This is a genomic window from Lysobacter sp. ISL-50 (assembly GCF_018612875.1).
Lineage (GTDB): Bacteria > Pseudomonadota > Gammaproteobacteria > Xanthomonadales > Xanthomonadaceae > Lysobacter.
In genome coordinates this window covers 51776-74579 of sequence record NZ_JAGGRI010000008.1, presented here as the reverse complement: position 1 = coordinate 74579, position 22804 = coordinate 51776, and the positions used below count along the sequence as shown (strand labels likewise).

Here is a 22804-nt window from a genome sequence, read left to right as displayed (position 1 = left end):
GATGCGTTCGCGGCATCCGGGCCGACGCCGTTCCAGACGGGCCGGGCAGGGCGCCGTCTCGCCCGGCCCGGTCGCCTCATCCGCGGCTCAGTGCTTTCCGCCGCGGCCGGGCCGAATCGGCGGCCCGGGCCACTACACTATGCGTATGACTTCCGCATCTCCCGACACCGTCTGGCAAGAGCGTTTTGCCGGCATCGACCGTTTGTACGGGCAAGGTTCCGTCGCCCGTTTCCGCCAATGCCGCATCGCCGTGGTCGGCATGGGCGGGGTCGGTTCCTGGGCGGTGGAGGCGCTGGCGCGCACCGGCATCGGCCATCTGACCCTGATCGACGCCGACGATCTGTGCGTGTCCAACACCAACCGGCAACTGCCGGCGCTCGACGGCCACTACGGCCGGGCCAAGGTCGAGGCGATGGCCGAACGCTGCCGCGCGATCAATCCGGCGATCGAAGTCGATGCGGTGCAAAGCTTTCTGACCCCGTCGAACCTGGACGAGCTGCTCGATCGCCGCTTCGACCTGGTGCTGGATGCCTGCGACAGTTTCCGCAGCAAGGTCGAGCTGATCGCCTGGTGCCGGCGGCGCAAGCTGCCGGTGATCGCGGTCGGCTCCGCCGGCGGGCGCACCGACCCGACCCTGGTGCGGGTGCGCGATCTGTCGCGCACCGAGCACGACGCGATGCTCGCGCTGATCCGCAAGAAGCTGCGTAGCGAATTCAATTTCCCGAAGAATCCCGATCGCTACTTCGGCGTGTCGGCGATCTATTCGCTGGAGAACGTGAAGTATCCGCAGCCCGACGGCACGGTCTGCGGCTTGCGGCCGAAGGTGGCCGGCGATGCCGCGCTGAAGCTCGATTGCGGCGCGGGACTGGGCGCGGCGACGCACATCACCGGCGTGTTCGCGTTCGCGGCGGTGGGGCGGGCGCTGGAGATTCTGCTCAAGCCGAAGGTGCAGGCGGCTTGAGTTCGTCGCGGCTGAGCGAAGAGCATCGGGGCTGAAGCCCCTCCCACAAAAGCGGTTGCGGCTTCGGAATCTCTTGTGGGAGGGGCTTCAGCCCCGATGCTTTCCGATCAGCAACCAGAACCCATCCGCCTTTCAACCCAACCCAAACAACCGCCGCGCAACCGCTTTTGTGGGAGGGGCTTCAGCCCCGACGCTTTCCGATCAGCAACCGGAACCCACCCGCCTTTCAACCCAACCCAAACAACCGCCGCGCATTGTCCGAGGTAGCGGCCGCGACGTCCTCCGCCGCCACACCGCGCAACTGCGCAATCACTTCGCACACCCAAGACAGCCGAGCCGGCTCGTTGCGCTGCCCGCGAATCCGCGAATCCGGCTGATCCGGCGCATCGGTTTCCAGCAGCAGGAATTCGATCGGCATCGCCGCGACGATGCGGCGCAAACGCTGGGCGCGATCGTAAGTCACCGGCCCGCCGAGGCCGATCGAAAACCCCAGCTTCCACAACTGCCGCGCCTGCTCCTCGCTGCCCGAATAGCTGTGCACCACGCCGCGCAGGCCGCCGATGCGGCGGATCGCGGCGAGGGTCGCATCGACCGCGTGGCGCGCGTGCACGATCAGCGGCAGGTCGAATTCGCGCGCCAGTTCCAGCTGGCCTTCGAAGTAGAACGACTGCCGCTCGCGGTCCAGGCCTTCGACGAAATAATCCAACCCGCATTCGCCGACCGCGCAGGGCCGCTCGCGCTCGATCCACTCGCGCAGTTCGCGCAGATGCTCGGGGCGATGCGAATCCAGGTACATCGGATGCAGGCCGTAGGCCGGATGCAGGCCCTCGCCGGCGCAGACCTCGCGCAGCTTCGGCCAGCCGGCGGCGCCGATCGCCGGAACCACCTGCGCGGCGACGCCGGCCGCGCGCGCGCGTTCGACCACCTGGGCGCGGTCGGGGTCGAATTCGGCCGCGTCGAGATGGCAGTGGCTGTCGATCAACCCGTGCATCGGTTCAGGACGAGGGCGGCTGGATGCCCGGCGGTTGCGGCGCCTTGCGGTTCTTCCAGTTGGCCAGCAGCAAGGTGCCCAGGCCGAGCAGGATCTCGTCGGCGAACGGCACGAAGTCCGGAATCACCAGGTCGAACGCGAACAGGGTCGCGGTGACCACGAACAGACGCGGATAGCTCAGGCGTCCGAGAAAACCCATCAGGGGAGCCAGCAACGGATTGGCCATGTTCGGTCCAGGTGTGACGCAGGTTGCAAACACGCTAGCACGCGCTCGCGTGACGGTTCAGACAGGGGACAGATTAGCGAAATTCAATAGGTGCTGGTTCAGCTTTCAAGTGGTGGAATGGCGGCGTCCACACACGGTTTGGACATGCCTCGGGGAGAGGCTTCCGAAAGGCCGGGCTGAAGCCAGTCTTCGACGAAGCGCTCGATCCGCATTCCAGACTCTCTTACCACCGCGGTTCCCCCGCTGCAGGAGGCTCCACATGAACAAGAACATCATTGCGGTCGCGATCGCGTCGCTGTTGGTCGGCGGCGTAGCGGTTGCGGCCTTCCAGAGCTTCCGCGGCACCCCCGCCACCCAGGCCGCGGCGCTGACCCCGGCGCCGGGCGAGCAACTGCCGGCAACGGCGATGAACGGCGCGACCCCGGCCGGCGATCTCGCCGCCAGCGGCGCGATCAACACCGCCCCGCAGGTCGAATACGCCGACGTGGTCAACGTCAAGCCGATCAACCAGAAAGAAAAGCTCTACGCCACCGTGATCGGCACCGATCCGGTGCGCGAGACCAACACAGTGTCCACCCCGCGCGAAGTCTGCCAGGACGTGGTCGTGCAGGAACGCCTGCCCGAGCGCGACGGCAACGTCGGCGGCACCGTGGCCGGCGCGGTCATCGGCGGCTTGCTCGGCAATCAGGTCGGCGGCGGCAATGGCCGCAAGGCCGCGACCGCGGCCGGCGCCGTGGCCGGCGGCTTCATCGGCAACCGGGTCGACCGCAACCACGTCGGCGGCCGCGTCGTGAACCGCACCGAGCGCCAGTGCCACACCACCTCGGACACCTCGCAGTCCTCGCGCGTGGTCGCCTACAACGTGACCTTCCGTAATCCGGACGGCACCACCGGCACCATGCGCACCGAAAGCAAGCCCGGCAGCCGCATCGCCCTGGGCAACGAGAACAAGGTGGTCGGCTACGACGTGACCTACCGCTACCAGGGCCAGGAACAGACCATCCGCATGGCTGAGCGTCCGACCCAGCGCCTGCCGGTCATCAACGGCCAGGTCGTGACCCAGACCGCTTCGGTGGCGGCGCCCGATCGCGGCTGATCCACCCAGGCGCCTTCGGCGCTCAGCTCAGTACCCTTGAACGGGGCCGGTCGATCCGGCCCCGTTTTGTTTTTGCGCGCCCTCCGCCCGCCCCGATTTCGCGCCAGACGGGCGCCGCGGCCGTCGGGCGGCTCGGCCTGAGCGCAGCGGGGCGCGAACCTGTCCCGGCACGGCCACCGCTTTCGCAAGAATCCACCGCATACCGGCCCATGCGTGCGCAGCGGGCCTGTTCGGCCTTACTCCGGCCCGGTGGGGCCATTACAATGGCGGTCTTTCTGCCAAGGATTATTGAGCCCGATGGCCCTGCATCCCTACGATCTGTTCGACGTGCGTTCCCTGCTCAGCGAAGAGGAGCGCGCCGTCCAGGACACCGTCGCCCGCTTCACCGACGAGCGCGTGATCCCGATCATCGGCGATGCCTTCGACCAGGGCCGGTTCCCGAAGGAACTGGTGCCGGAAATCGCCGAACTCGGCCTGCTGGGCTCCTCGCTCCCGGAAAAATACGGTTGCGCCGGCCTCAACGCGGTCAGCTACGGTCTGATCTGCCAGGAGCTGGAACGCGGCGACAGCGGCATCCGCAGCTTCGTCAGCGTGCAGTCCTCGCTGTGCATGTACCCGATCTACGCCTACGGCACCGAAGAACAGCGCGAGCGCTGGCTGCCGGGCATGGCCCGCGGCGAGATCATCGGCTGCTTCGGCCTGACCGAGCCGCACGGCGGCTCCGATCCGGCCAACATGAAGACCAACGCCAAGAAGGACGGCGCGGACTGGGTCCTCAACGGCTCCAAGATGTGGATCACCAACGGCAACCTGGCCGACATCGCCATCGTCTGGGCGCAGACCGAGGACGGCATTCAGGGCTTCGTGGTCGAGAAGGGCATGCCCGGTTTCGCCGCGCAGGAAATCAAGCACAAGATGAGCCTGCGCGCGTCGGTGACCTCGTCGCTGTTCTTCGACAACGTGCGCGTGCCGGAAGCCAATCGCCTGCCGAACGTGAAAGGCCTCAAGGGTCCGCTGGGCTGCCTGACCCAGGCCCGCTACGGCATCACCTGGGGCCCGATCGGCGCGGCCATCGCCTGCCTGGACGAAGTGCTGGGCTACACCAAGGAACGCATCCTGTTCGACCGTCCGGTCGCGGCGACCCAGTCGGCGCAGATCAAGATGGCCGAGATGGCGCGCCGCATCACCCTGGCGCAGCTGCTGGTCGTGCAGCTCGGCCGCTTGAAGGACGCCGGCAACATGCAGCCGACCCAGGTGAGCCTGGCGAAGTGGAACAACTGCCGCATGGCCATCGACATCGCGCGCGAATGCCGCGATCTGCTCGGCGGCGCCGGCATCACCACCGAGCATTCGGCGATCCGTCATGCGCTGAATCTGGAGTCGGTGATCACGTACGAAGGCACCGAGACGATTCACCAACTGGTGGTCGGTCGCGAGTTGACGGGCATCAACGCCTTCTAAATTTTGCTGCCGCAAGGCAGCACGATATTCCTTCTCCCGCCTGCGGGAGAAGGTGGCCCGGAGGGCCGGATGAGGGCACGCGGCAACCAATCGCCCGCGGCAACGCACGCGACATCGCGCGCCCTCACCCCACCCCCTCTCCCGCAAGCGGGAGAGGGGCTCAATCAGTGGACAGGGGCTTGACGATGCGCACCAGGAGTACGCGACCGTGATGACGATTCCCGACATCCAGCTGGAAACGCCGCGCCTGATCCTGCGCCCGCCGCGCCTGGAAGACTTCGACGCCTGGGCCGCGTTCATGGCCGACGGCGATCACGTGCGCTACGTCGGCGGCGCGCAGCCGCGGCCGCTGGCCTGGCGCGCGATGATGTCGGTGGTCGGCTCCTGGGCCGTGCAGGGTTTCGCCTTCTTCTCGGTGATCGAAAAAAGCAGCGGCCGCTGGCTCGGCCGGCTCGGTCCCTGGTATCCCGAAGGCTGGCCGGGCACCGAAGTGGGCTGGGGCATCGTCGCCGACGCCAACGGCAAGGGCTACGCCAGCGAAGGCTCGGCCGCGACCATGGACTGGGCGGTCGAACAGTTGGGCTGGACCGAGATCATCCACACCATTGATCCGGAAAACGCCGCCTCCAAGGGCGTCGCGGCCAAGCTGGGCTCGCGCTTCCTGCGCTACGGGCACCTGCCCGAGCCTTATCACGAAAAACAGGTCGAAGTCTGGGGCCAGTCCGCGGACGAATGGCGCGCGCGGCGCAAGAGCGGAGCCTGAGCATGATCACCGTCCACGGCTTTTCGCCCTCGGGCAATTGCCACAAGCTGCGACTGCTGCTGGAACAACTGGGCGAGCGCTACGACTGGGTCGAAGTCGATAGCAGCCAGGGCCAGACCCGCACGCCGGAATTCCTCGCCCTCAACCCCAACGGCAAAGTGCCGGTGGTGGAATTCAGCGACGGCCGCACGCTCAGCGAATCCAACGCCATCCTCTATTACCTCGCCGACGGCAGCGACTTCCTGCCGGTCGATCTGTGGCAACGCGCGCAAGCGCTGAGCTGGATGAATTTCGAGCAGTACAGCCACGAGCCCAGCATCGCCGTGGCCCGCTTCATCGCCGGCTGGACGCCGCTGGATTCGCCGCGCCGGGCCGAACTGCCGAAGCTGCGCGAGCGCGGCCATCAGGCGCTGGCGGTGATGGAGCGGCATCTGCAGACCCGCGACTGGTTCACCGGCGATCGCTACGGCATCGCCGATATCGCCTTGCACGCTTACACCGATGTGGCCGAACACGGCGGCATCGCCTTGTCGCCGTATCCCGCGGTCCGGGCCTGGCTGGCGCGCGTGCGCGCGACGCCGGGCTTCCTCGCGCTGCCCGAGCCCGGCCCGCAGGCCGCGCGGCTGATCGCACAAACCCTCTGATCTTTCCTCACCGATATGCCGGCCCGGCGACGGGCGGCGGAGCTTCCGATGTCAGCGCAACCGCAGTCCTCGATCTTCAGTAGCGTGCCGAACTTCAATCCGGTGGCCAATCCCATCCCGGCGCGAATGAAGGGCCTCAACCGAGCTGAAATCTGCGACCTCAATCTCGTCGAATTCGTCAACGGCTGGAACGGCCGCGGCGATGCGCGTCCCTCGCCGGAAGAAGCCATCCTCGACGGCAGCGCGCTCGATGCGCGCGGCTTTCGCGAACTGTTCGAATCGCAGCTGATCAGCCGCCACCTGGACCTGATGGCGCGCGTGCTGCGCGTGCAGAACAAAGTCTTCTACACCATCGGTTCCAGCGGCCACGAAGGCAATGCGATGGTCGCGCGCCTGACCCGCCACACCGATCCGGCGTTCCTGCATTACCGCAGCGGCGGCTTCATGGCCGAGCGCTTCCGCAAGTTGCCGGGCATGGACCCGGTAATGGACTCGGCGCTGTCCTTCGCCGCGAGCAAGGACGATCCGGCTTCCGGCGGCCGCCACAAAGTGTGGGGCAGCAAGCCGTTGTGGGTGTTGCCGCAAACCTCCACCATCGCCTCGCATCTGCCCAAGGCGCTGGGCACCGCGGTGGCGATCGAAACCGGCCGCCGCCTGGGCCATGCGTTGCCGATTCCCGACGACAGCATCGCCATCTGCTCCTTCGGCGACGCCTCGGCCAATCACGCCACCGCCCAGACCGCGTTCAACGCCGCCGCCTGGACCGCGTACCAGAAGCTGCCGGCGCCGGTGTTGTTCGTGTGCGAGGACAACGGCATCGGCATCTCGGTGAAGACCCCGGGCGGCTGGATCGGCAATCGTTTCCGCAGCATGGACGGCCTGGATTATTTCGCCGCCGACGGCCTGGACCTGGCCAGCGGTTACGGCGACGTGCAACGCGCGGTCGAACACTGCCGCCGCACGCGCCGTCCGACTTTCCTGCATCTGCGCACCACGCGCATCATGGGCCACGCCGGCACCGACTTCGAGATCGAATGGCGTTCGGTCGAGGAACTGTGCGCGGTCGAGGCCAGCGATCCGCTGCTGCGCTCGGCGGCGATCGCGCTGGAATCGGGATTGATGTCGAAGAGCGACGTGCTGGATCTGTACGAAGCCACGCGCAAGCGCTGCTTCGCCGCCGCCGAAGAGGCCGACCGCCGGCCCAAGCTCGACGATCTGCGCGAAGTGATCGCGCCGCTGGCGCCTTATTCGCCGGCGGCGGTGGCGAAGGAAGCCGCGCGCGCGGATTTCGCCGAGCGCCGCCTGGAGGTGTTCGGCGGGCAGGCCAAGCTGCCGGAAAACCAGCCGCCGCGGCATCTGGCGATCCAGATCAACAACGCCCTGCACGACATCTTCGCGAAATACCCCGAGACCCTGCTGTTCGGCGAAGACGTGGCCCAGAAGGGCGGCGTCTACACCGTCACCAAGGGCCTGCAGAAAGCCTTCGGCGCGCGCCGCGTGTTCAACACGCTGCTGGATGAGACGATGATCCTCGGCATGGCCCAGGGCTTCGCCAACGTCGGCCTACTGCCGATTCCGGAAATCCAGTACCTGGCGTATTTCCACAACGCCTGCGACCAGATTCGCGGCGAAGCGGCTTCGCTGCAGTTCTTCAGCAACAACCAGTACCGCAACCCGATGGTGGTGCGCATCGCCGGCCTGGGCTATCAGCGCGGCTTCGGCGGCCATTTCCACAACGACAATTCGATCACCGCCCTGCGCGACATTCCCGGTCTGGTGGTCGGCTGTCCCTCGCGCGGCGACGATGCGGCGACCATGCTGCGCACGCTGACCGCGCTGGCCAAGATCGACGGCCGCGTGGCCGTATTCCTGGAGCCGATTGCGTTGTACATGACCAAGGACTTGTACGAAGCCGGCGACGGCCAGTGGCTGACTTCGTATCCCGATCCCACCGAGGCGATGACGCTCGGGGAAGGCCGTACCTACGGAGAAGGCGACGATCTGGTGATCTTCAGCTACGGCAACGGCATCCCGATGAGCCTGCGCGCCGCCAAGCAGATCGAGCAGGCCCACGGCTGGAAGACCCGCGTGGTGGACCTGCGCTGGCTGGTCCCGCTCAACGACGCCTACATCGCCGCGCAGGCCAAAAACGCCAGGCGCGTCATCGTCGTCGATGAAGGCCGGCGCAGCGCCGGCGTGGGCGAGGGCGTGATCACCGCGCTGGCCGAAGCCGGCCTGGGCGCGGTGCCGATGCAGCGCGTGGTCGGCGTGGACACCTACACGCCCCTGGCCGGCGCCGCGTTCCTGGTCATTCCCGGCGAGGACGACATCGTCCGCGCCGCCGACACCCTGGCCAAGGGCTGACCGCCGATGTGCGGACTGGCCGGCCTGCTGCGTCCGCGCAACGATCTCGACCATGAGCATCTGCTCGCGCTGGCCGGATCGATGGGCGACGCCTTGCGCCATCGCGGCCCGGACGACGACGGCGTCTGGGCCGATCCGCAGACCGGCATCGCGCTCGCGCACCGGCGCCTGAGCATTCTCGATCTGTCGCCGCTGGGCCATCAGCCGATGGCCTCCGCCGACGGCCGCTACGTGATCGCCTACAACGGCGAGATCTACAACTTCGCCGAGCTGCGCGAGCAACTGCTCGCGCTCGGCCGCGGCTTCCGCGGCCATTCCGACACCGAGGTGCTGCTGGCGGCGGTGGTGGAGTGGGGCGTGGAAGCGGCGATCGCGCGCTGCAACGGCATGTTCGCGATCGCCCTGTGGGACCGCGACCGCAGCGAGCTGTGGCTGGCGCGCGACCGCGTCGGCAAGAAGCCGCTGTACTACGGCTGGGCCGGCGACACCCTGGTGTTCGGCTCCGAACTCAAGGCGCTGTGGCGGCATCCGCAGTTCGACAACGGCGTGGACCGCAATGCGCTGGCGCTGTTGCTGCGCTACGACTACGTGCCCTCGCCGCACTGCATCCATACCGACACCTTCAAGGTCATGCCCGGCGCGCTGTTGCGCCTGGACGCGGCCACGGTCGCCGCCGGCGCGGCCGCGCACGATCCCGCGCGCGACCAGCAACGTTATTGGCACGCCGGCGAACGCATGGCTGCGGCGATCGCGCAGCCGTTCGACGGCGACATCGACGCGGCCGAAGACCGGCTCGACGATCTGCTGCGCGACGCGGTCGGCCTGCGCATGGTCGCCGACGTGCCGGTCGGCGTGTTCCTGTCCGGCGGCACCGATTCGTCGGTAGTGACTTCGCTGATGCAGGCGTTGAGCGCCAAGCCGGTGCAAAGCTTCACCATCGGTTTCGAAGGTTCGCACCACGACGAAGCGCCGCTGGCGCTGGAAGTCGCGCGTCACCTGGGCACCGCGCACACCGAGTTGTATGTCAGCGGCGCCGACGCGCTGGCGGTGGTGCCGCGCTTGCCGGCGATGTTCGACGAACCCTTCGCCGACGCCTCGCAGGTGCCGACCGCGCTGGTGTGCAAACTCGCGCGCAGCCTGGTCACCGTGGCCTTGTCCGGCGACGGCGGCGACGAGTTGTTCTTCGGCTACAAGCGCTACGAACGCGCGCTGCGCAATCTGCGCCTGCTGCAGCGCGTGCCGCTGCCGTTGCGCGGCTGGCTGGCCAAGGCCGCGCAAGGCCACGGCGAAGCCTCGCGCGCCGGCGGTTTCGCCGCGTTCGCGGCCGAGATGGGCGCGCGCGGCATCGGCGACGTCTATCGCAACCGGATCGTGCGCTGGCGTTTTCCCGAAGCCGCGGTGCCCGGCGCGAAGTTGCCGCCGACTTTGTACGACTTGGCCGATCCGCTGGCCGGGCAGGGCACGCCGGCCGACGCGATGATGCTGGCCGACTACAGCGTCTACCTTCCCGACGATCTGCTGTGCAAGGTCGATCGCGCCAGCATGGCGGTCGGACTGGAAGCGCGCGCGCCGTTGTTGGACACGAATATCGCCGAGTTCGCCTGGTCGCTGCCGTTGTCGTACAAGCGCGGCGAAAGCGGCAGCAAGCATCTGCTCAAGCGCGTGCTCAAGCGCTATCTGCCCGATGCGATGGTCGATCGCGGCAAGCGCGGCTTCGGCGCGCCGGTGTCGCAGTGGCTGCGCGGCGACCTGCACGACTGGGCCGAGGCCTTGCTCGATCCGCGGCGGCTGCGCGCGGAAGGGTATTTCGACGCCGAACTGGTCGGCGGCTTGTGGCGCAGCTTCGTCGATGGCGAAAAACGCTGGCACACGCATCTGTGGAACGTGCTGATGTTCCAGGCCTGGCACGAGCATTGGCGCGAACAGCGCAATCTGGCCGGCGATGCGATGGCGCGCAATTCGCACGGCGAGGGCGGGTTGTAGCGCGGCGCCGATCCCGGCCGGTGCAGTGTCGCGGCCGATGTGCGAGCTGCGACTCGCGTCGGCCGTAGCGGGGCGTTCTACTCGAACCCACGCACGCGTCGCGCGACTCGGCTCAGCGTTCCAGCCCCGTGAGCAGCGCCTGTTCGATCACGGCATGCCCGTCGATACTCACCGGCCCCTGCGGACGATCCAGCGGCAACACCGCCAACGCCAGATGCACCGCGCCGGCGCCCGCCGCGGAGGCGACCGAGCCCAGCACCGCCGCTTCGCCACGCACTTCCGCGCCGGCGGCGACCTCGGCCGGACTTTCGAACAACACCAGCCCGCGCTTGGCTTTGCCGAGGAAGTGCGTGCGCGCGACGATCTCCTGGCCCGGATAGCAGCCCTTCTTGACGCTGAAGGCGCTCAACCGCTCCAGCGAGAGTTGCTGCGGCGTCCATTGTTCGGCCTGCGAGGCCGGCAGTCGCGGCAGGCCGTGGCGCAGATCGGCCTGCGTCCATCGCGCCAGCGCCGCCGCGTCTTCCTCCGCCTTCGCGCCGGCCGGCACGATGCGTAAGGTCCGCGCGCCGCCGTCGCCGCTGAAATCCAGTTCCAGGCCCGAGGCCTCGTCGCCGCCGATTTTCGCGCGGTTGGCCTGCTCGGGGGCCGAATGACGGCCTTCGATCACCCAGTCTTCACGCAAATCGATCGCGACCTTGCTGCGGAAGACGAATCGCTTCAACGACTGCGCCATCGCCGCCGCGTCGGCGTCCGGCAGCAGCAGCCAGAGCGTGTGCTCGGACAGGCGCAGCAGGGCGAACAGCGCGATTACCCGGCCTTTTGGCGTCAGCCAGCCACTCCATTGCCAGTGGCCGTAGGCCAGCGACTTCACATCGTTCATGAACTGCGCCTGGGCAAAAGCAGCCGCGTCGCGGCCTTCCAGGGCGATGAGATATTGACCGGACAGGGCGAACGCCCGTCCGGGCAAGGCTTGCGGGTTGTCAGGCATGGGGGCCGGGAATTAATATTTAACGCTGTGATGATAGGCGAAACCACCCCGGAAGCACGTTCGGACCAAGCGTCCGAGACCCCGGCAACTCCCGTTTCCGAAACGGGAGGCCAATCGCCTTCCGCCAAGGACGCTCCTGTGGAGCATGCTCCGAAAGAGCACGGTGGTCGCGAGGGCCTCGAACCGACCCGCTATGGCGACTGGGAAAAGAACGGCCGTTGCATCGATTTCTAACCGGCGGTCATCGCTTCAGCGAAATCGGCGCACGCCGACTTCATTGGAGACGACGGCCGCAGTAACGATCTTTGATCCGACGACCCGCTTTTCAAGCACTCACCCCACACCCAAGCGCTCCCACGCTTCCCGCCACGCGGCCGCCGCCGCCCAGCCGAGATTGCCACGCTAATGGCGAACCGCGAACGACCCCTATCACCTCATCTGCAGGTTTACCGCTGGCAGATTCAGATGGTGACCTCGATCGTGCACCGGACCACCGGTGTAATCCTTTTCGTCGGCGCCTTGCTGATCGCCTGGGGCCTGGTCGCCCTGGCGGCCGGGCCGGAGTCGTGGGCGCGCTTCGTCGCCTGCGCGCGCTCGCCGCTGGGCTTCCTGGTCCTGTTCGGCTGGACCTGGGCCTTCGCCTTCCACCTGATCAACGGCATCCGCCATCTGGTCCAGGACGCGGGCTACGCCTACAAGGTCGAGACCTTCATCCGTAACGGCTGGATCAGCGTCATCGGCAGCCTGGTGCTGACCGCCTTGATCTGGGTCGTGGCCATGATGTCGCGAGGTGGCGCATGAGCACCAAGATCGGAAGCAACGGCGGCAAGCAGCTGCGCAACCCGCTCAAGACCGCGCGCGGCCTGGGTTCGGCCAAGGACGGCACGCATCACTTCATCGTCCAGCGCGTCACCGCGATCGCGCTGATCGGGCTGACCTTGTACGTGCTGGGCCTGATCGTGTCGTGGATCGGCGGCGACTACGCCGGCGTGCGCGCCTCGGTCGCCAATCCCTGCAACGCGGTGCTGCTGAGCGCGTTCGTGATCGCGATGTTCTGGCACGCCAAGCTCGGCCTGCAGGTCATGATCGAGGACTACGTCCACACCCCGGGTCTGGCGGTCGCTTCGCAGATCGCCGTCGTTTTCGTTTGCGTACTCGCGGCCCTCGCCAGCGTGCTCGCCATCATCCGCATCACGTTGGGAGCCTGACGTCGTGGCCTCTGCCTACAAGATTCAAGAACACAAGTTCGACATGGTCGTGGTCGGCGCCGGCGGCGCCGGTTTGCGCGCGACCTTCGGCCTGGCCCAGAAGGGCCTGAAGACCGCCTGCATCACCAAGGTGTTCCCGACCCGTTCGCACACCGTGGCCGCGCAGGGCGGCATCTCCGCCGCGCTGGGCAACATGGGCGAGGACGACTGGCGTTACCACTTCTTCGACACCGTCAAGGGTTCGGACTGGCTGGGCGACCAGGACGCGATCGAATACATGTGCAAGGAGGCCATCCCGGCCATCATCGAGCTCGAACACCAGGGCGTGCCGTTCTCGCGCACCGACGAGGGCAAGATCTACCAGCGCCCGTTCGGCGGCATGACCACCAAGTACGGCGAAGGCCCGCCGGCGCAGCGCACCTGCGCCGCCGCCGACCGCACCGGCCACGCCATCCTGCACACGCTGTACCAGCAGTCGCTGGCGCACGACGCGCAGTTCTTCATCGAATACTTCGCCCTCGACCTGATCATGGACGAGACCGGCGCCTGCCGCGGCGTGCTCGCCCTCGACATGGCCGAAGGCACGCTGCACCTGTTCCGCGCCCAGGGCACGGTGCTGGCCACCGGCGGCTACGGCCGCGCGTATTTCTCCGCGACCTCGGCCCACACCTGCACCGGCGACGGCGGCGGCATGGCGCTGCGCGCGGGCCTGGGCCTGCAGGACATGGAGTTCGTGCAGTTCCACCCGACCGGTATCTACGGCGCCGGCTGCCTGATCACCGAAGGCGTGCGAGGCGAGGGCGGCATCCTGCGCAACAGCAACGGCGAGCGCTTCATGGAGCGCTACGCCCCGAGCGTGAAGGATCTGGCGCCGCGCGACATGGTCAGCCGTTCGATGACCATCGAAATCCGCGAAGGCCGCGGCGTGGGCGAGCACAAGGACCACATCCTGCTCGACCTGACCCACCTCGGCCCGGAAGTCATCCACGAAAAGCTCCCCGGCATCGCCGAATCGGCGCGCATCTTCGCCAACGTCGACGTCGAGAAAGAGCCGATCCCGGTGATCCCGACCGTGCACTACAACATGGGCGGCATCCCGACCAACTACCACGGCGAAGTCGTGCAGTTGAAGAACGGCAACCCCGACGCGGTGGTCGAAGGCCTGTACGCGATCGGCGAAGCGGCCTGCGTGTCGGTGCACGGCGCCAACCGCCTGGGCTCGAACTCGCTGCTCGATCTGGTCGTGTTCGGCCGCGCGGTGGCCAACCGCTGCGCCGAGACCATCACCCCCGGCGGCCCGCACGCCAAGTTGCCGGCCGACGCCTGCGACGAAGCGCTGGCGCGCCTGGACAAGCTGCGCAACGCCAGCGGCAGCACCCCGACCTCGGTCATCCGCGACAAGATGCAGCGCACCATGCAGGCCGACGCGGCGGTGTTCCGCACCGGCGAAACGCTGAGCGACGGCGTGCGCAAGATGCGCGAGATCCACGCGCTGTTCGCCGACGTCAAGGTCAGCGACCGCTCGCTGATCTGGAACTCGGACCTGATCGAGACCTACGAGCTGTCCAACCTGCTCAGCCAGGCGCTGGCGACGATCGTCTCGGCCGAGAACCGCACCGAGTCGCGCGGCGCGCATGCGCGCGAGGATTTCCCCACGCGCAACGACGTCGAGTGGCAGAAGCACACCCTGTGCTATGTCGATGAGAAGGGCACGACCAGCATCGACTACCGGCCAGTGCACAACTACACCCTGACCGACGACGTGGCCTACGTGCCGCCCAAGGAACGCAAGTACTGATCGGCGAATGCGGCGCGCGCCCGTTCGCGCGCCGGTAACTCCCACCCCTCAGTACCGCCGCCAGCCCAGAGATCGCCAGCATGGCTCAGTTCGCACTACCGAAAAATTCGCAGATCCAGAAGGGCCGCCATTGGCCGACGCCCGGCGCCAAGCAGCCGCGCACCTTCAAGGTCTATCGCTGGAACCCCGACGACGGCATGAACCCGCGCGTGGACACCTACGAGGTGGACCTGGCGACCTGCGGTCCGATGGTTCTGGACGCGTTGATCAAGATCAAGAACGAGATCGACCCGACCCTGACCTTCCGCCGCTCCTGTCGCGAAGGCATCTGCGGCTCGTGCGCGATGAACATCGACGGCACCAACACCCTGGCATGCACGCGCGCCATCGCCGATTGCGGCGACGCCAAGAGCGACGTGCCGGTGTATCCGTTGCCGAGCATGGGCGTGGTCAAGGACCTGGTCCCGGATCTGACCCACTTCTACGCGCAGTACGCCTCGATCCGTCCGTGGCTGCGCACCCAGAGCGCGACCCCGTCCGACCGCGAGCGCCTGCAGTCGCCGCAGGACCGCAAGAAGCTCGACGGCCTGTACGAATGCATCCTGTGCGCGTGCTGCTCGACCAGCTGCCCGAGCTACTGGTGGAACGGCGACCGTTACCTGGGCCCGGCGATTCTGCTGCAGGCCTATCGCTGGATCATCGATTCGCGCGATGAAGACACCGGCGCGCGCCTGGACGATCTGGAAGACCCGTTCAAGCTCTATCGTTGCCACACCATCATGAACTGTGCCCGCACCTGTCCGAAGGGATTGAACCCGGCGCAGGCGATCGGCGAGATCAAGAAGCTGATGCTGGCGCGCCGGGTCTGATCGCGGCAACGGATTCGACCTGAGCGCCTTCGACGCCGCCGTCCGGACGATCTGGGCGGCGGCGTTTTCGCGAGCGGGGCTTGGCCGTTGGTGCGATGGTGTGATGCGGTGGGTGGCGGGATGCTTTGCCAGAGACGCCATCTCCCAATCCGTCATTCCCGCGAAAGCGGGAATCCAGTGACTTTCGTGCGAGAACGCCTGAAGTCTCTGGATTCCCGCCTTCGCGGGAATGACGAGCAAAAGCGAAACACTCGGAACCGAGCAGTCGAACAGTCCAGCCACTAACAACCTACCGCGACGCAGCCGCCCATCAGCGCAGCCCTCACCGGCAAAGCAGCCCGCGTCGCACCGACACCGACCCGCCGCGCAAACCGCGGCCACTGAGGAACGAGGCGACCGATGGACACGAAAGCGATCTTCCTGCCCGCGCTGGCGATGGCCGCGCTGACCTGCATCGTCTGGCTGCGCATGTTCCGCGTGCGCATTCGCCAGATGTACCGCGACCGCATCCATCCGCAATCCGTGGCGACCTCGGCGCAGGCCATCGCGCGCTTTACCGAATCGAGCGCGGCGGATAATTTCCGCAACCTGTTCGAACTGCCGGTGCTGTTCTATCTGGCCCTGACGGTGGCGGCATTCAACGGTCTGGCCGACACGCTCACCCTGACGCTGGCGTGGCTGTTCGTGGCGATGCGGATCGCGCACAGTTTCATCCAGTGCACCTACAACCGCGTCATGCATCGCTTCGCGGCGTATGCGGCCGGAGGCCTGGTGCTGTGGGCGCTTTGGATTTATCTCGCCATAGGATTGATCGGTCGATGATGTTGCGCGAAGCGAAAACGGCGACAAAACCCGGCGAGTCGTTCTGCCATCGCAAACGCCGCCCTGACGACGCGTGCGCGATGATCGTCGCGCTCCCTTCTGCCGGAAACCGCCCATGAGCGAAGAACTGTCCGCCGCTGACGAAATCGAACTGCGCCGCCTGCGCTGGCGCTGCCGTCGCGGCATGCGCGAACTGGACCAGTTGCTCGGGCGCTATCTCGATCGCGAATGGAGGCAGGCTTCCGAAGCGCGGCGCGGGGTTTTCCTACGGTTGCTGGAAACCGAGGACGATAAGCTCTGGCACTGGTTCATGGGCCATGAGGAGGCCGGCGATGCTGAGCTTCGATCCCTCGTCGAATTCATCCGCCGGCTGCCGCCCTGAGCGGCAGCCACAAGCAAGCAGCCGCCCTGAGCGGCCGCCACAACCAGGCAACTGCCCTGAGCGGCAACCGCACGCGAGCAACCGCTTCGATCGCCAGCGGCAAGCAGGCGCCCGCTTCGAACACGAAACGCTGCGCCACGACCCCACGCCGCCACCGGCGGCGGACTGCCGCCTGCAATGGCGTCCGTCGCGGCTGCTGTCGGCGGCCTTGATCGTGTTGGGGCTGGCGGCCGCGTTCTCGGCCGTGGCCGCCGAGCTGCCGTTGCCCGCGTCGCTGCCGCTCGCCGCGCTGGCCCTGGCCTGGGCCGGATGGTCGGCCCGGCGCGAAGCCCGGCGTCCGCCGCAGCCGCTGGTGATCGCCGGCGGCCGCGCCACGCTCGCCGCCGCGCCGATCTGCGACCTGCGCCTGCACTGGCGCGGCTGGCTGGCCCGGCTGGATTTCACCGGCCCCGACGGCCGCCGCCGGCGCCTGCTGTGGTGGCCCGACACCCTGGACGCCGCCGGCCGCCGTGAACTGAGGCTGGCCGTCGCGGTCACAAGTCCTGCGCGCGGTCCGCGTTCGATGGCACCATGAGCGGCGATTCTCAACTCGGGCTTCGGGCGTCGTGAAAACCGCGGCGCGCGGCCAACTCGGCGCCGACGCCCGCCCGAAGCCGGCCGACCGCGGAACCGAACGAAGCGCCAGATGACGACCATGCCCAAATCCCAATCCCGAGTCCCGGCTCCATAGATGTTCAAACCTCTTTCAGTAGCCATCGGCCTGCGCTATCTGCGCGCCAAGCGCCGTAACGGCTTTATCTCCTTCATCTCGCTGGCCTCGATCGCGGGCATCGCCCTGGGCGTGACCGCGCTGATCACCACGCTCGCGGTGATGAGCGGGTTCCAGCGCGAAATCCGCGACCGCATGCTGCAGATGGCCGCGCACGCCACCGTCAGCGCCTACGGCGAGCCCCTGGTCGAATGGCCGCTCGCGGTCAACAAGGCGATGGCCGATACCCGCGTGGTCGGCGCCGCGCCCTACATCGAGAAGGAAGCCCTGCTGTCGGCCTCGCGCCAGCAGCCGGCGATCATCCGCGGCGTCGTGCCGGCCGAAGAGGGCAAGGTGTCGGTGCTGGCCGAGAAGATGGTCGAGGGCAAGCTCGACTCGCTCACCCCCGGCAGCTTCAATATCGTGCTCGGCAAGGAGCTCGCGCTGTGGATGGGCGCGCAGGTCGGCGACAGCGTGGTGGTGATGACCGCCGACGGCCGCAGCACGCCGATGGGCGCGATGCCGCAGCTCAAGCGCTTCAACGTCAGCGGCATCTTCGAAGCCGGCTACAACGAATACGACAAGGGCCTGGCGGTCGTGAACATGCACGACATGCAGCGGGTGCTGCGCATGGGCGACGGCGTCACCGGCGTGCGCCTGAAGCTGCACGACATGGATCAGGCCGCGGAGGTGGCGCGCGATCTGGCGGTCAGCCTGGGCGGTCCGTACCGGGTCACCGACTGGAGCAGCGACAACGCCAACATGTTCCGCGCGCTGAAGATGGAGAAGACGGTGATGGCGATCCTGCTGTCGCTGATCATCGCGATGGGCGCGTTCAACCTGGTCTCCTCGCAGGTGATGCTGGTCACCGACAAGCAGGCCGACATCGCGATCCAGCGCACCCTGGGCCTTACTCCCTTGAGCGTGATGCGCATCTTCGTCGTGCAGGGCACCTTGATCGGCATCATCGGCACCGTGCTCGGCGTGGTCGGCGGCATCGTGCTGACCTTGAACCTGGAGCACATCCTCAAGCTGATCGAGAAAGTGCTCGGCGTGCAACTGCTGCCGGAAGACGTCTACTACATCACCGGCCTGCCGACCGATCTGCAGAGCAGCGACGTGATCATCATCGCCTGCGTCGCGCTGGCGATGGCGTTCGTCGCCACCATCTATCCCGCCTGGCGCGCCGCGCGCACGGCACCGGCGGAGGCGCTGCGCTATGAGTGATATCCGCAATCCGGCCGCCGCCGTTGCTGCCTCGCAATCCCCGGACGAAATCGTGCTGTCCTGCGAAGGGCTGGCGATGACCTATTCGGAAGGCAATCTGCACACGCCGGTGTTCGACGGCCTGGACCTGGCGGTCCGCCGCGGCGAGACCGTGGCGATCCTGGGCGCGTCCGGCGCCGGCAAGAGCACCTTGCTGCATCTGCTCGGCGGCCTGGACACGCCGACCGCGGGCGAGGTGTATGTCGGCGGCCATCGCATGAACGCTCTGCCGGACCGCTCGCGCGGCATCCTGCGCAATCAGTCGCTGGGCTTCATCTATCAGTTTCACCATCTGCTGCCGGAATTCACCGCGCTGGAGAACGTGATGCTGCCGATCCTGCTGAGCGGGCGCTCGGTGCGGGCCAAGCGCGCGCGCTCGTGGGGCGGCGTGGTGATGGCGGTGCCGCGTTATCTATTCTTCGATCTGCCGCTGGCGATGGTGCGCTCGGTGTCCGAAAGCATCGACGCGCCGTCGGTGGCGCAGGCGCGCCAGCGCGCCACCGCGCTGCTGGAATCGGTCGGGCTGGGGCATCGGCTGCAGCACAAACCCGGCGAGCTGTCCGGCGGCGAGCGCCAGCGCGCCGCGGTCGCGCGCGCGCTGATCAACCGTCCGGCCTGCGTGCTCGGCGACGAACCCACCGGCAATCTCGACGAGAAAACCGCGGCCACGGTGTTCGAGATCATGCTCTCGCTCAACCGCGAGCAGGGCACCAGCCTGGTGCTGGTGACCCACGACCGCCGCCTCGCGCGGCGTCTGGATCGCGTGCTGGAATTGCACGAAGGCAAGCTGCGACAACTGGCGCCGAGCGAAGTCTGATCGGGACGAAGTGGCCGGCGACGCGCAAGGCGTTCGCCGGCTGTCGATGTAGCGCTCGCAAACGCTTGCAACCTGCGCGGGTCGCGCGAAGCGCCTCATCGCAGAAGATCCCGCACCCGAAGCGAACGCAGCGCAGATGCCTGCATTCGCCGCCACCGCGGGGCCGCGGGGCAGGGCGGCCGTGCTACGAACGACGGCGCCGATGGCGACGATCCGATCAGGAAACGCCTACAGCCCGACGGCATCAATACCGATTGGGCGATCCGGGCCCCGTCCGTAGAGTGTGCATAACGCTTCGCACGGATCGCGAAGCGCAGCCATCGACGGAGAACCCAACATGCTCGACGCGGCAAGGACGCCGCCTTTCGGAAAACTCGCGGCGATCGCTTTGCTGGCCGGCGCTGCCGCCGCGCTGGCCTCGCCGTGGCTGTGTCCGTGGGGACTGTCGGCAGCGATGCTCATCGCCGCCGCGATCGCATGGTGGCGTTCGCCGCGCTGGCGCGTCGTCGCGATCGCCGCGTTCGGCTTCGCGCTCGCCAGCGCGCACATCGCCTACGCGCTCGATCTTCAGCTGCCGGCGCAATGGGAAAAGCGCGAAGTCGCGATCAGCGGCCGCATCGTCGATCTGCCCGTGCACGAAGCGCGACGCACGCGTTTCGAGTTCCGCGTCGATGACGACGCCTCGCAGCCCGCGCCTGTGCGCGGTGGCCTGTTGCGATTGGCGTGGTACGACGACGATCCGCGCCCGCGCAGCGTGCTAAAGGCCGGGCAGCGCTGGCGTTTCCACGCGCGGGTGCGCGCGCCGCGAGGGCTGCGCAATCCCGGCGGCGCGGATGCGGAGAAATACGCGCTGATGCAGCGCCTGACCGCGACCGGCTACCTGCGCAATCCTGAAAGCAGCCGGCGATTGTCCGCGGCGCAAGGCCTGACTGCGTGGCGCGAGTCGATCTGCGACCGCATCGCCGCGACCGTGCGCTCGGACGGTTCGCGCTTCGTGCGCGCGCTCGCGTTGGGCGATACGCGCGGCCTCGACGATCGCGACTGGGATGTTCTGCGCGCCGACGGCCTGACCCATCTGATCGCGATTTCGGGTTTCCACGTGGGCCTGGTCGCGGGCTTCTTCGCCCTGCTGGCGCGGGCGCTGTGGTGGTCGTTGCCGATGCTGGGGCGGCGGGTGCCGGCGGTGATCGCCGCTTCGGTCGCGGCGATGCTCGGCGGATTGCTGTACGCGGCGGCGGTGGGGTTCGCGCTGCCGACCATGCGCACGTGGCTGATGATCGCGGTCATCGCCGCGCTGCGGATGGCGCGCCGGCCGGTGCACGGATTCGACGCGCTGGCGCTGGCGGCGATCGCGGTCTTGCTGGCCGATCCGCTGGCGTTGCTCGGTGCCGGGTTCTGGCTCAGCTTTCTCGGCGTGGCCTGGTTGCTGTGGTGTCTGCCCGGGCCGGACGCGGGCGGCTGGCGAGAACGCCTGCGCGGTTTCGTTTCGGCCCAGGGCGTGGCCAGCCTGGGCTTGCTGCCGGTGTGCGTGGCGTTGTTCGGTCAGGCGTCGCTGGCCGGGCCGCTGGCGAACCTGCTCGCGGTGCCGTGGTGGAGTCTGCTCGTGGTGCCGCTGGCCCTGCTCGGAACCGGGCTGGAGAGCGTGCATGCCGGCGCCGGCGAATTCGCCTGGCGCTGGGCCGCGGCCTGCTTCGAGCCCGGCTGGCCGGTCTTCAGCGCCCTGGCCGAGAGCGGGCTGGCCCTGTGGTGGCTGCCGGAAGCGCGCTGGTTCGCGCTGCCGCTGGCCCTGCTCGGGGCGTTCTGGCTGCTGCTGCCGCGCGGCGTGCCGGGCAAGGCGCTGGCCGTGCTGCTGTGGCTGCCGTTGCTGTGGCCGGACCGGCGCTTGCCGGGGCCGGGCGAGGCGGAACTGGTCGTGATCGACGTCGGCCAGGGCCTGTCGGTGCTGGTGCGCACCGCCCGTCACAGCCTGCTGTTCGACGCCGGCCCGGCGGTGCGCGACGGCTTCGACGCCGGTGAGCGCGCCGTGGTCCCGGCCCTGCACGCGCTGGGCGTGCGCCGGCTCGATCATGTCGTCGTCAGCCATGGCGACAACGACCATGCCGGCGGAATCAAAGCCGTGTTGCGGGCGTTTCCGGCGCCGATGCCGTTCGCGCCGGCCGATATCGACGGCGAGGCGGTGCGGGGCCTGCGAACCCGCGCCTGTAGCGCCGGAACCGCCTGGCAATGGGACGGTGTGCGCCTGCGTTTCCTGCATCCGCCGGCGCATTTTCCCTATCTGAAGAACGAATCCAGCTGCGTGCTGCGGATCGAAACCGAGCACGGCGCGGCGCTGCTGACCGGCGATATCGGCGAGGTCGTGGAGCGCGATCTGGTCCGCCGGGCGGCCGAAGCGCCCGCGCAAACGCTGCGCGCCGAGGTGGTCCTGGTCGCCCATCACGGCAGCGGAGGCTCCTCCGATCCCGCCTTCGTGCGGGCCGCCGGCGCCCGCCACGCGCTGGTCTCCAGCGGCCACGGCAACCGCTTCGGCCACCCGCGCGCGGACGTGCTCGAACGCTGGCGCCGCGCCGGCGCGACGCCGCGAAACACCGCCGACGACGGCGCCTTGCGGGTCGGCCTGCGCGCCGGCGGCATCGGCGTGGAAACGCGACGCCAGGCACACCCGCGGGTCTGGGATGCGACCCGCCGCACGGACCCTGGGCTATCCTATCGGCCTGATTGAAGTCGGCCACGGGCCGGAGGTTCGCGAGTGCTGGAACTGGTGAAGGCCGGCGGTTGGCCGATGATTCCGTTGTTGATCCTGTCGGCGGTAGCGCTTGCGATCATCATCGAGCGGCTGTGGACTCTGCGCCGGCGTGCCGTCCTGCCGCCTCAGCTGGGCCAGGAAGTGCGCGCCTGGGCGGCCAGCGGCAAGCTCGACCCGGCGCATATCGAATCCCTGCGCGCGACCGCGCCGCTGGGCGCGCTGCTGGCGGCGGCGCTGGACGTGCGCCTGCGCCCGCGCGAGGAAATCCGCGAACGCATCGAGGACGTGGGCCGGCATCTGGTCCACCGCATGGAGCGCTACCTGAACACGCTCGGCACCATTTCCGCCGCGGGTCCGCTGCTGGGCCTGTTTGGCACCGTGGTCGGCATGATCCAGATGTTCATGGTCATCAACGATCACGGCATCGGCGACGTCAACCAGCTGGCCGGCGGCATCGGCAAGGCGCTGGTGTGCACCGCCACCGGCATGATCGTGGCGATCCCGGCGCTGATCGCCCACCGCTGGTTCCGCGGCCGCGTCGCGGAATACATCGTGGCGATGGAGCACGAAGCCATCGCCCTGATCGACGTGCTGACCCCGGGCACCGCCGAATCGCGCCAGACCGAAGCGGCGCGCGCGCCGGTGCGTCTGGCCGGCGGCCAGGCCGGCTGAGG

At 68.1% G+C, this 22804-nt stretch carries 22 protein-coding genes; 19 read left to right on the top strand and 3 right to left on the bottom strand.

Going from position 1 to position 22804, the window contains the following annotated elements; translation table 11 throughout:
* Window positions 1-145: 145 nt before the first annotated feature.
* Window positions 146-961 carry a tRNA threonylcarbamoyladenosine dehydratase gene (locus J7J50_RS06115; RefSeq protein WP_215060410.1) on the top strand — a complete coding sequence of 272 codons (816 nt, stop codon included), beginning with the start codon at window positions 146-148 and terminating at the stop codon, window positions 959-961.
* 226 nt (window positions 962-1187) lie between these two features.
* On the opposite strand, the gene J7J50_RS06110 is transcribed toward J7J50_RS06115, so the two are convergent.
* Together J7J50_RS06110 and J7J50_RS06105 are read right to left on the bottom strand one after the other, a co-directional pair.
* A complete protein-coding gene (locus J7J50_RS06110) occupies window positions 1188-1952 on the bottom strand; it encodes a TatD family hydrolase (protein WP_215060409.1) in 765 nt (254 codons plus the stop codon).
* 4 nt (window positions 1953-1956) lie between these two features.
* A complete protein-coding gene (locus J7J50_RS06105; protein ID WP_057943358.1) occupies window positions 1957-2178 on the bottom strand; it encodes a DUF6116 family protein in 222 nt (73 codons plus the stop codon).
* Window positions 2179-2437: 259 nt separating this feature from the next.
* Here J7J50_RS06105 and J7J50_RS06100 point away from each other — a divergent pair, with 259 nt between their 5' ends.
* The 6 genes from J7J50_RS06100 (at window position 2438) to asnB (ending at window position 10489) form a co-directional block, all read left to right on the top strand.
* The gene (locus J7J50_RS06100; protein ID WP_215060407.1) at window positions 2438-3274 is read left to right on the top strand and encodes a glycine zipper 2TM domain-containing protein; all 837 of its coding nucleotides are present in this window, start codon (window positions 2438-2440) and stop codon (window positions 3272-3274) included.
* A 297-nt stretch (window positions 3275-3571) separates the two neighbouring features.
* The gene (locus J7J50_RS06095; protein WP_215060405.1) at window positions 3572-4735 is read left to right on the top strand and encodes an acyl-CoA dehydrogenase family protein; all 1164 of its coding nucleotides are present in this window, start codon (window positions 3572-3574) and stop codon (window positions 4733-4735) included.
* Between the two features lie 211 nt (window positions 4736-4946).
* Window positions 4947-5498 (top strand): GNAT family N-acetyltransferase, encoded by a 552-nt coding sequence (locus tag J7J50_RS06090; RefSeq protein WP_215060445.1) that lies wholly within the window; start codon window positions 4947-4949, stop codon window positions 5496-5498.
* A 2-nt stretch (window positions 5499-5500) separates the two neighbouring features.
* Window positions 5501-6142 (top strand): glutathione S-transferase family protein, encoded by a 642-nt coding sequence (locus J7J50_RS06085; RefSeq protein WP_215060403.1) that lies wholly within the window; start codon window positions 5501-5503, stop codon window positions 6140-6142.
* Window positions 6143-6268: 126 nt separating this feature from the next.
* Window positions 6269-8506, top strand: coding sequence for a thiamine pyrophosphate-dependent enzyme (locus J7J50_RS06080; protein ID WP_251044488.1), 2238 nt, complete (start codon window positions 6269-6271; stop codon window positions 8504-8506).
* 6 nt (window positions 8507-8512) lie between these two features.
* Window positions 8513-10489 (top strand): asparagine synthase (glutamine-hydrolyzing), encoded by a 1977-nt coding sequence (gene asnB, locus J7J50_RS06075; RefSeq protein WP_215060399.1) that lies wholly within the window; start codon window positions 8513-8515, stop codon window positions 10487-10489.
* A 112-nt stretch (window positions 10490-10601) separates the two neighbouring features.
* Here asnB and J7J50_RS06070 read toward each other — a convergent pair whose 3' ends face one another.
* The gene (locus J7J50_RS06070) at window positions 10602-11477 is read right to left on the bottom strand and encodes a folate-binding protein (protein ID WP_215060397.1); all 876 of its coding nucleotides are present in this window, start codon (window positions 11475-11477) and stop codon (window positions 10602-10604) included.
* A gap of 30 nt (window positions 11478-11507) precedes the next feature.
* On the opposite strand from J7J50_RS06070, the gene J7J50_RS25095 reads away from it, so the two are divergent.
* The 12 genes from J7J50_RS25095 to J7J50_RS06010 all read left to right on the top strand — a co-directional run bounded on the left by J7J50_RS25095 (window position 11508) and on the right by J7J50_RS06010 (window position 22802).
* Window positions 11508-11711, top strand: coding sequence for a DUF1674 domain-containing protein (locus J7J50_RS25095; protein ID WP_215060395.1), 204 nt, complete (start codon window positions 11508-11510; stop codon window positions 11709-11711).
* Window positions 11712-11882: 171 nt separating this feature from the next.
* Window positions 11883-12278, top strand: a complete 396-nt coding sequence (gene sdhC / locus J7J50_RS06060) for a succinate dehydrogenase, cytochrome b556 subunit (RefSeq protein WP_215060388.1) — start codon at window positions 11883-11885, stop codon at window positions 12276-12278.
* Window positions 12275-12685 carry a succinate dehydrogenase, hydrophobic membrane anchor protein gene (gene sdhD, locus J7J50_RS06055; RefSeq protein WP_215060386.1) on the top strand — a complete coding sequence of 137 codons (411 nt, stop codon included), beginning with the start codon at window positions 12275-12277 and terminating at the stop codon, window positions 12683-12685. Before sdhC ends, sdhD begins: the two co-directional genes overlap by 4 nt.
* A gap of 43 nt (window positions 12686-12728) precedes the next feature.
* Window positions 12729-14483, top strand: a complete 1755-nt coding sequence (sdhA, locus tag J7J50_RS06050; RefSeq protein ID WP_251044489.1) for a succinate dehydrogenase flavoprotein subunit — start codon at window positions 12729-12731, stop codon at window positions 14481-14483.
* A gap of 80 nt (window positions 14484-14563) precedes the next feature.
* Window positions 14564-15352, top strand: a complete 789-nt coding sequence (locus tag J7J50_RS06045) for a succinate dehydrogenase iron-sulfur subunit (RefSeq protein ID WP_215060381.1) — start codon at window positions 14564-14566, stop codon at window positions 15350-15352.
* 399 nt (window positions 15353-15751) lie between these two features.
* Window positions 15752-16174 (top strand): MAPEG family protein, encoded by a 423-nt coding sequence (locus tag J7J50_RS06040; RefSeq protein WP_215060379.1) that lies wholly within the window; start codon window positions 15752-15754, stop codon window positions 16172-16174.
* A 115-nt stretch (window positions 16175-16289) separates the two neighbouring features.
* On the top strand, window positions 16290-16556 hold the full coding sequence (locus tag J7J50_RS06035; RefSeq protein WP_215060376.1) for a succinate dehydrogenase assembly factor 2: 267 nt from the start codon (window positions 16290-16292) through the stop codon (window positions 16554-16556).
* On the top strand, window positions 16507-17130 hold the full coding sequence (locus tag J7J50_RS06030; RefSeq protein WP_251047718.1) for a hypothetical protein: 624 nt from the start codon (window positions 16507-16509) through the stop codon (window positions 17128-17130). The genes J7J50_RS06035 and J7J50_RS06030 overlap by 50 nt, the downstream gene beginning before the upstream one ends.
* Window positions 17131-17286: 156 nt before the next feature.
* Window positions 17287-18531, top strand: coding sequence for a lipoprotein-releasing ABC transporter permease subunit (locus J7J50_RS06025; protein ID WP_215060374.1), 1245 nt, complete (start codon window positions 17287-17289; stop codon window positions 18529-18531).
* A 76-nt stretch (window positions 18532-18607) separates the two neighbouring features.
* Complete coding sequence (locus tag J7J50_RS06020) at window positions 18608-19387, top strand: ATP-binding cassette domain-containing protein (protein ID WP_215060441.1); 780 nt, start codon at window positions 18608-18610, stop codon at window positions 19385-19387.
* A gap of 337 nt (window positions 19388-19724) precedes the next feature.
* Window positions 19725-22106: a DNA internalization-related competence protein ComEC/Rec2 gene (locus tag J7J50_RS06015; RefSeq protein WP_215060367.1), complete on the top strand. Its 2382-nt coding sequence runs from the start codon at window positions 19725-19727 to the stop codon at window positions 22104-22106.
* 27 nt (window positions 22107-22133) lie between these two features.
* Window positions 22134-22802 (top strand): MotA/TolQ/ExbB proton channel family protein, encoded by a 669-nt coding sequence (locus J7J50_RS06010; protein ID WP_057943341.1) that lies wholly within the window; start codon window positions 22134-22136, stop codon window positions 22800-22802.
* Window positions 22803-22804: the final 2 nt, after the last annotated feature.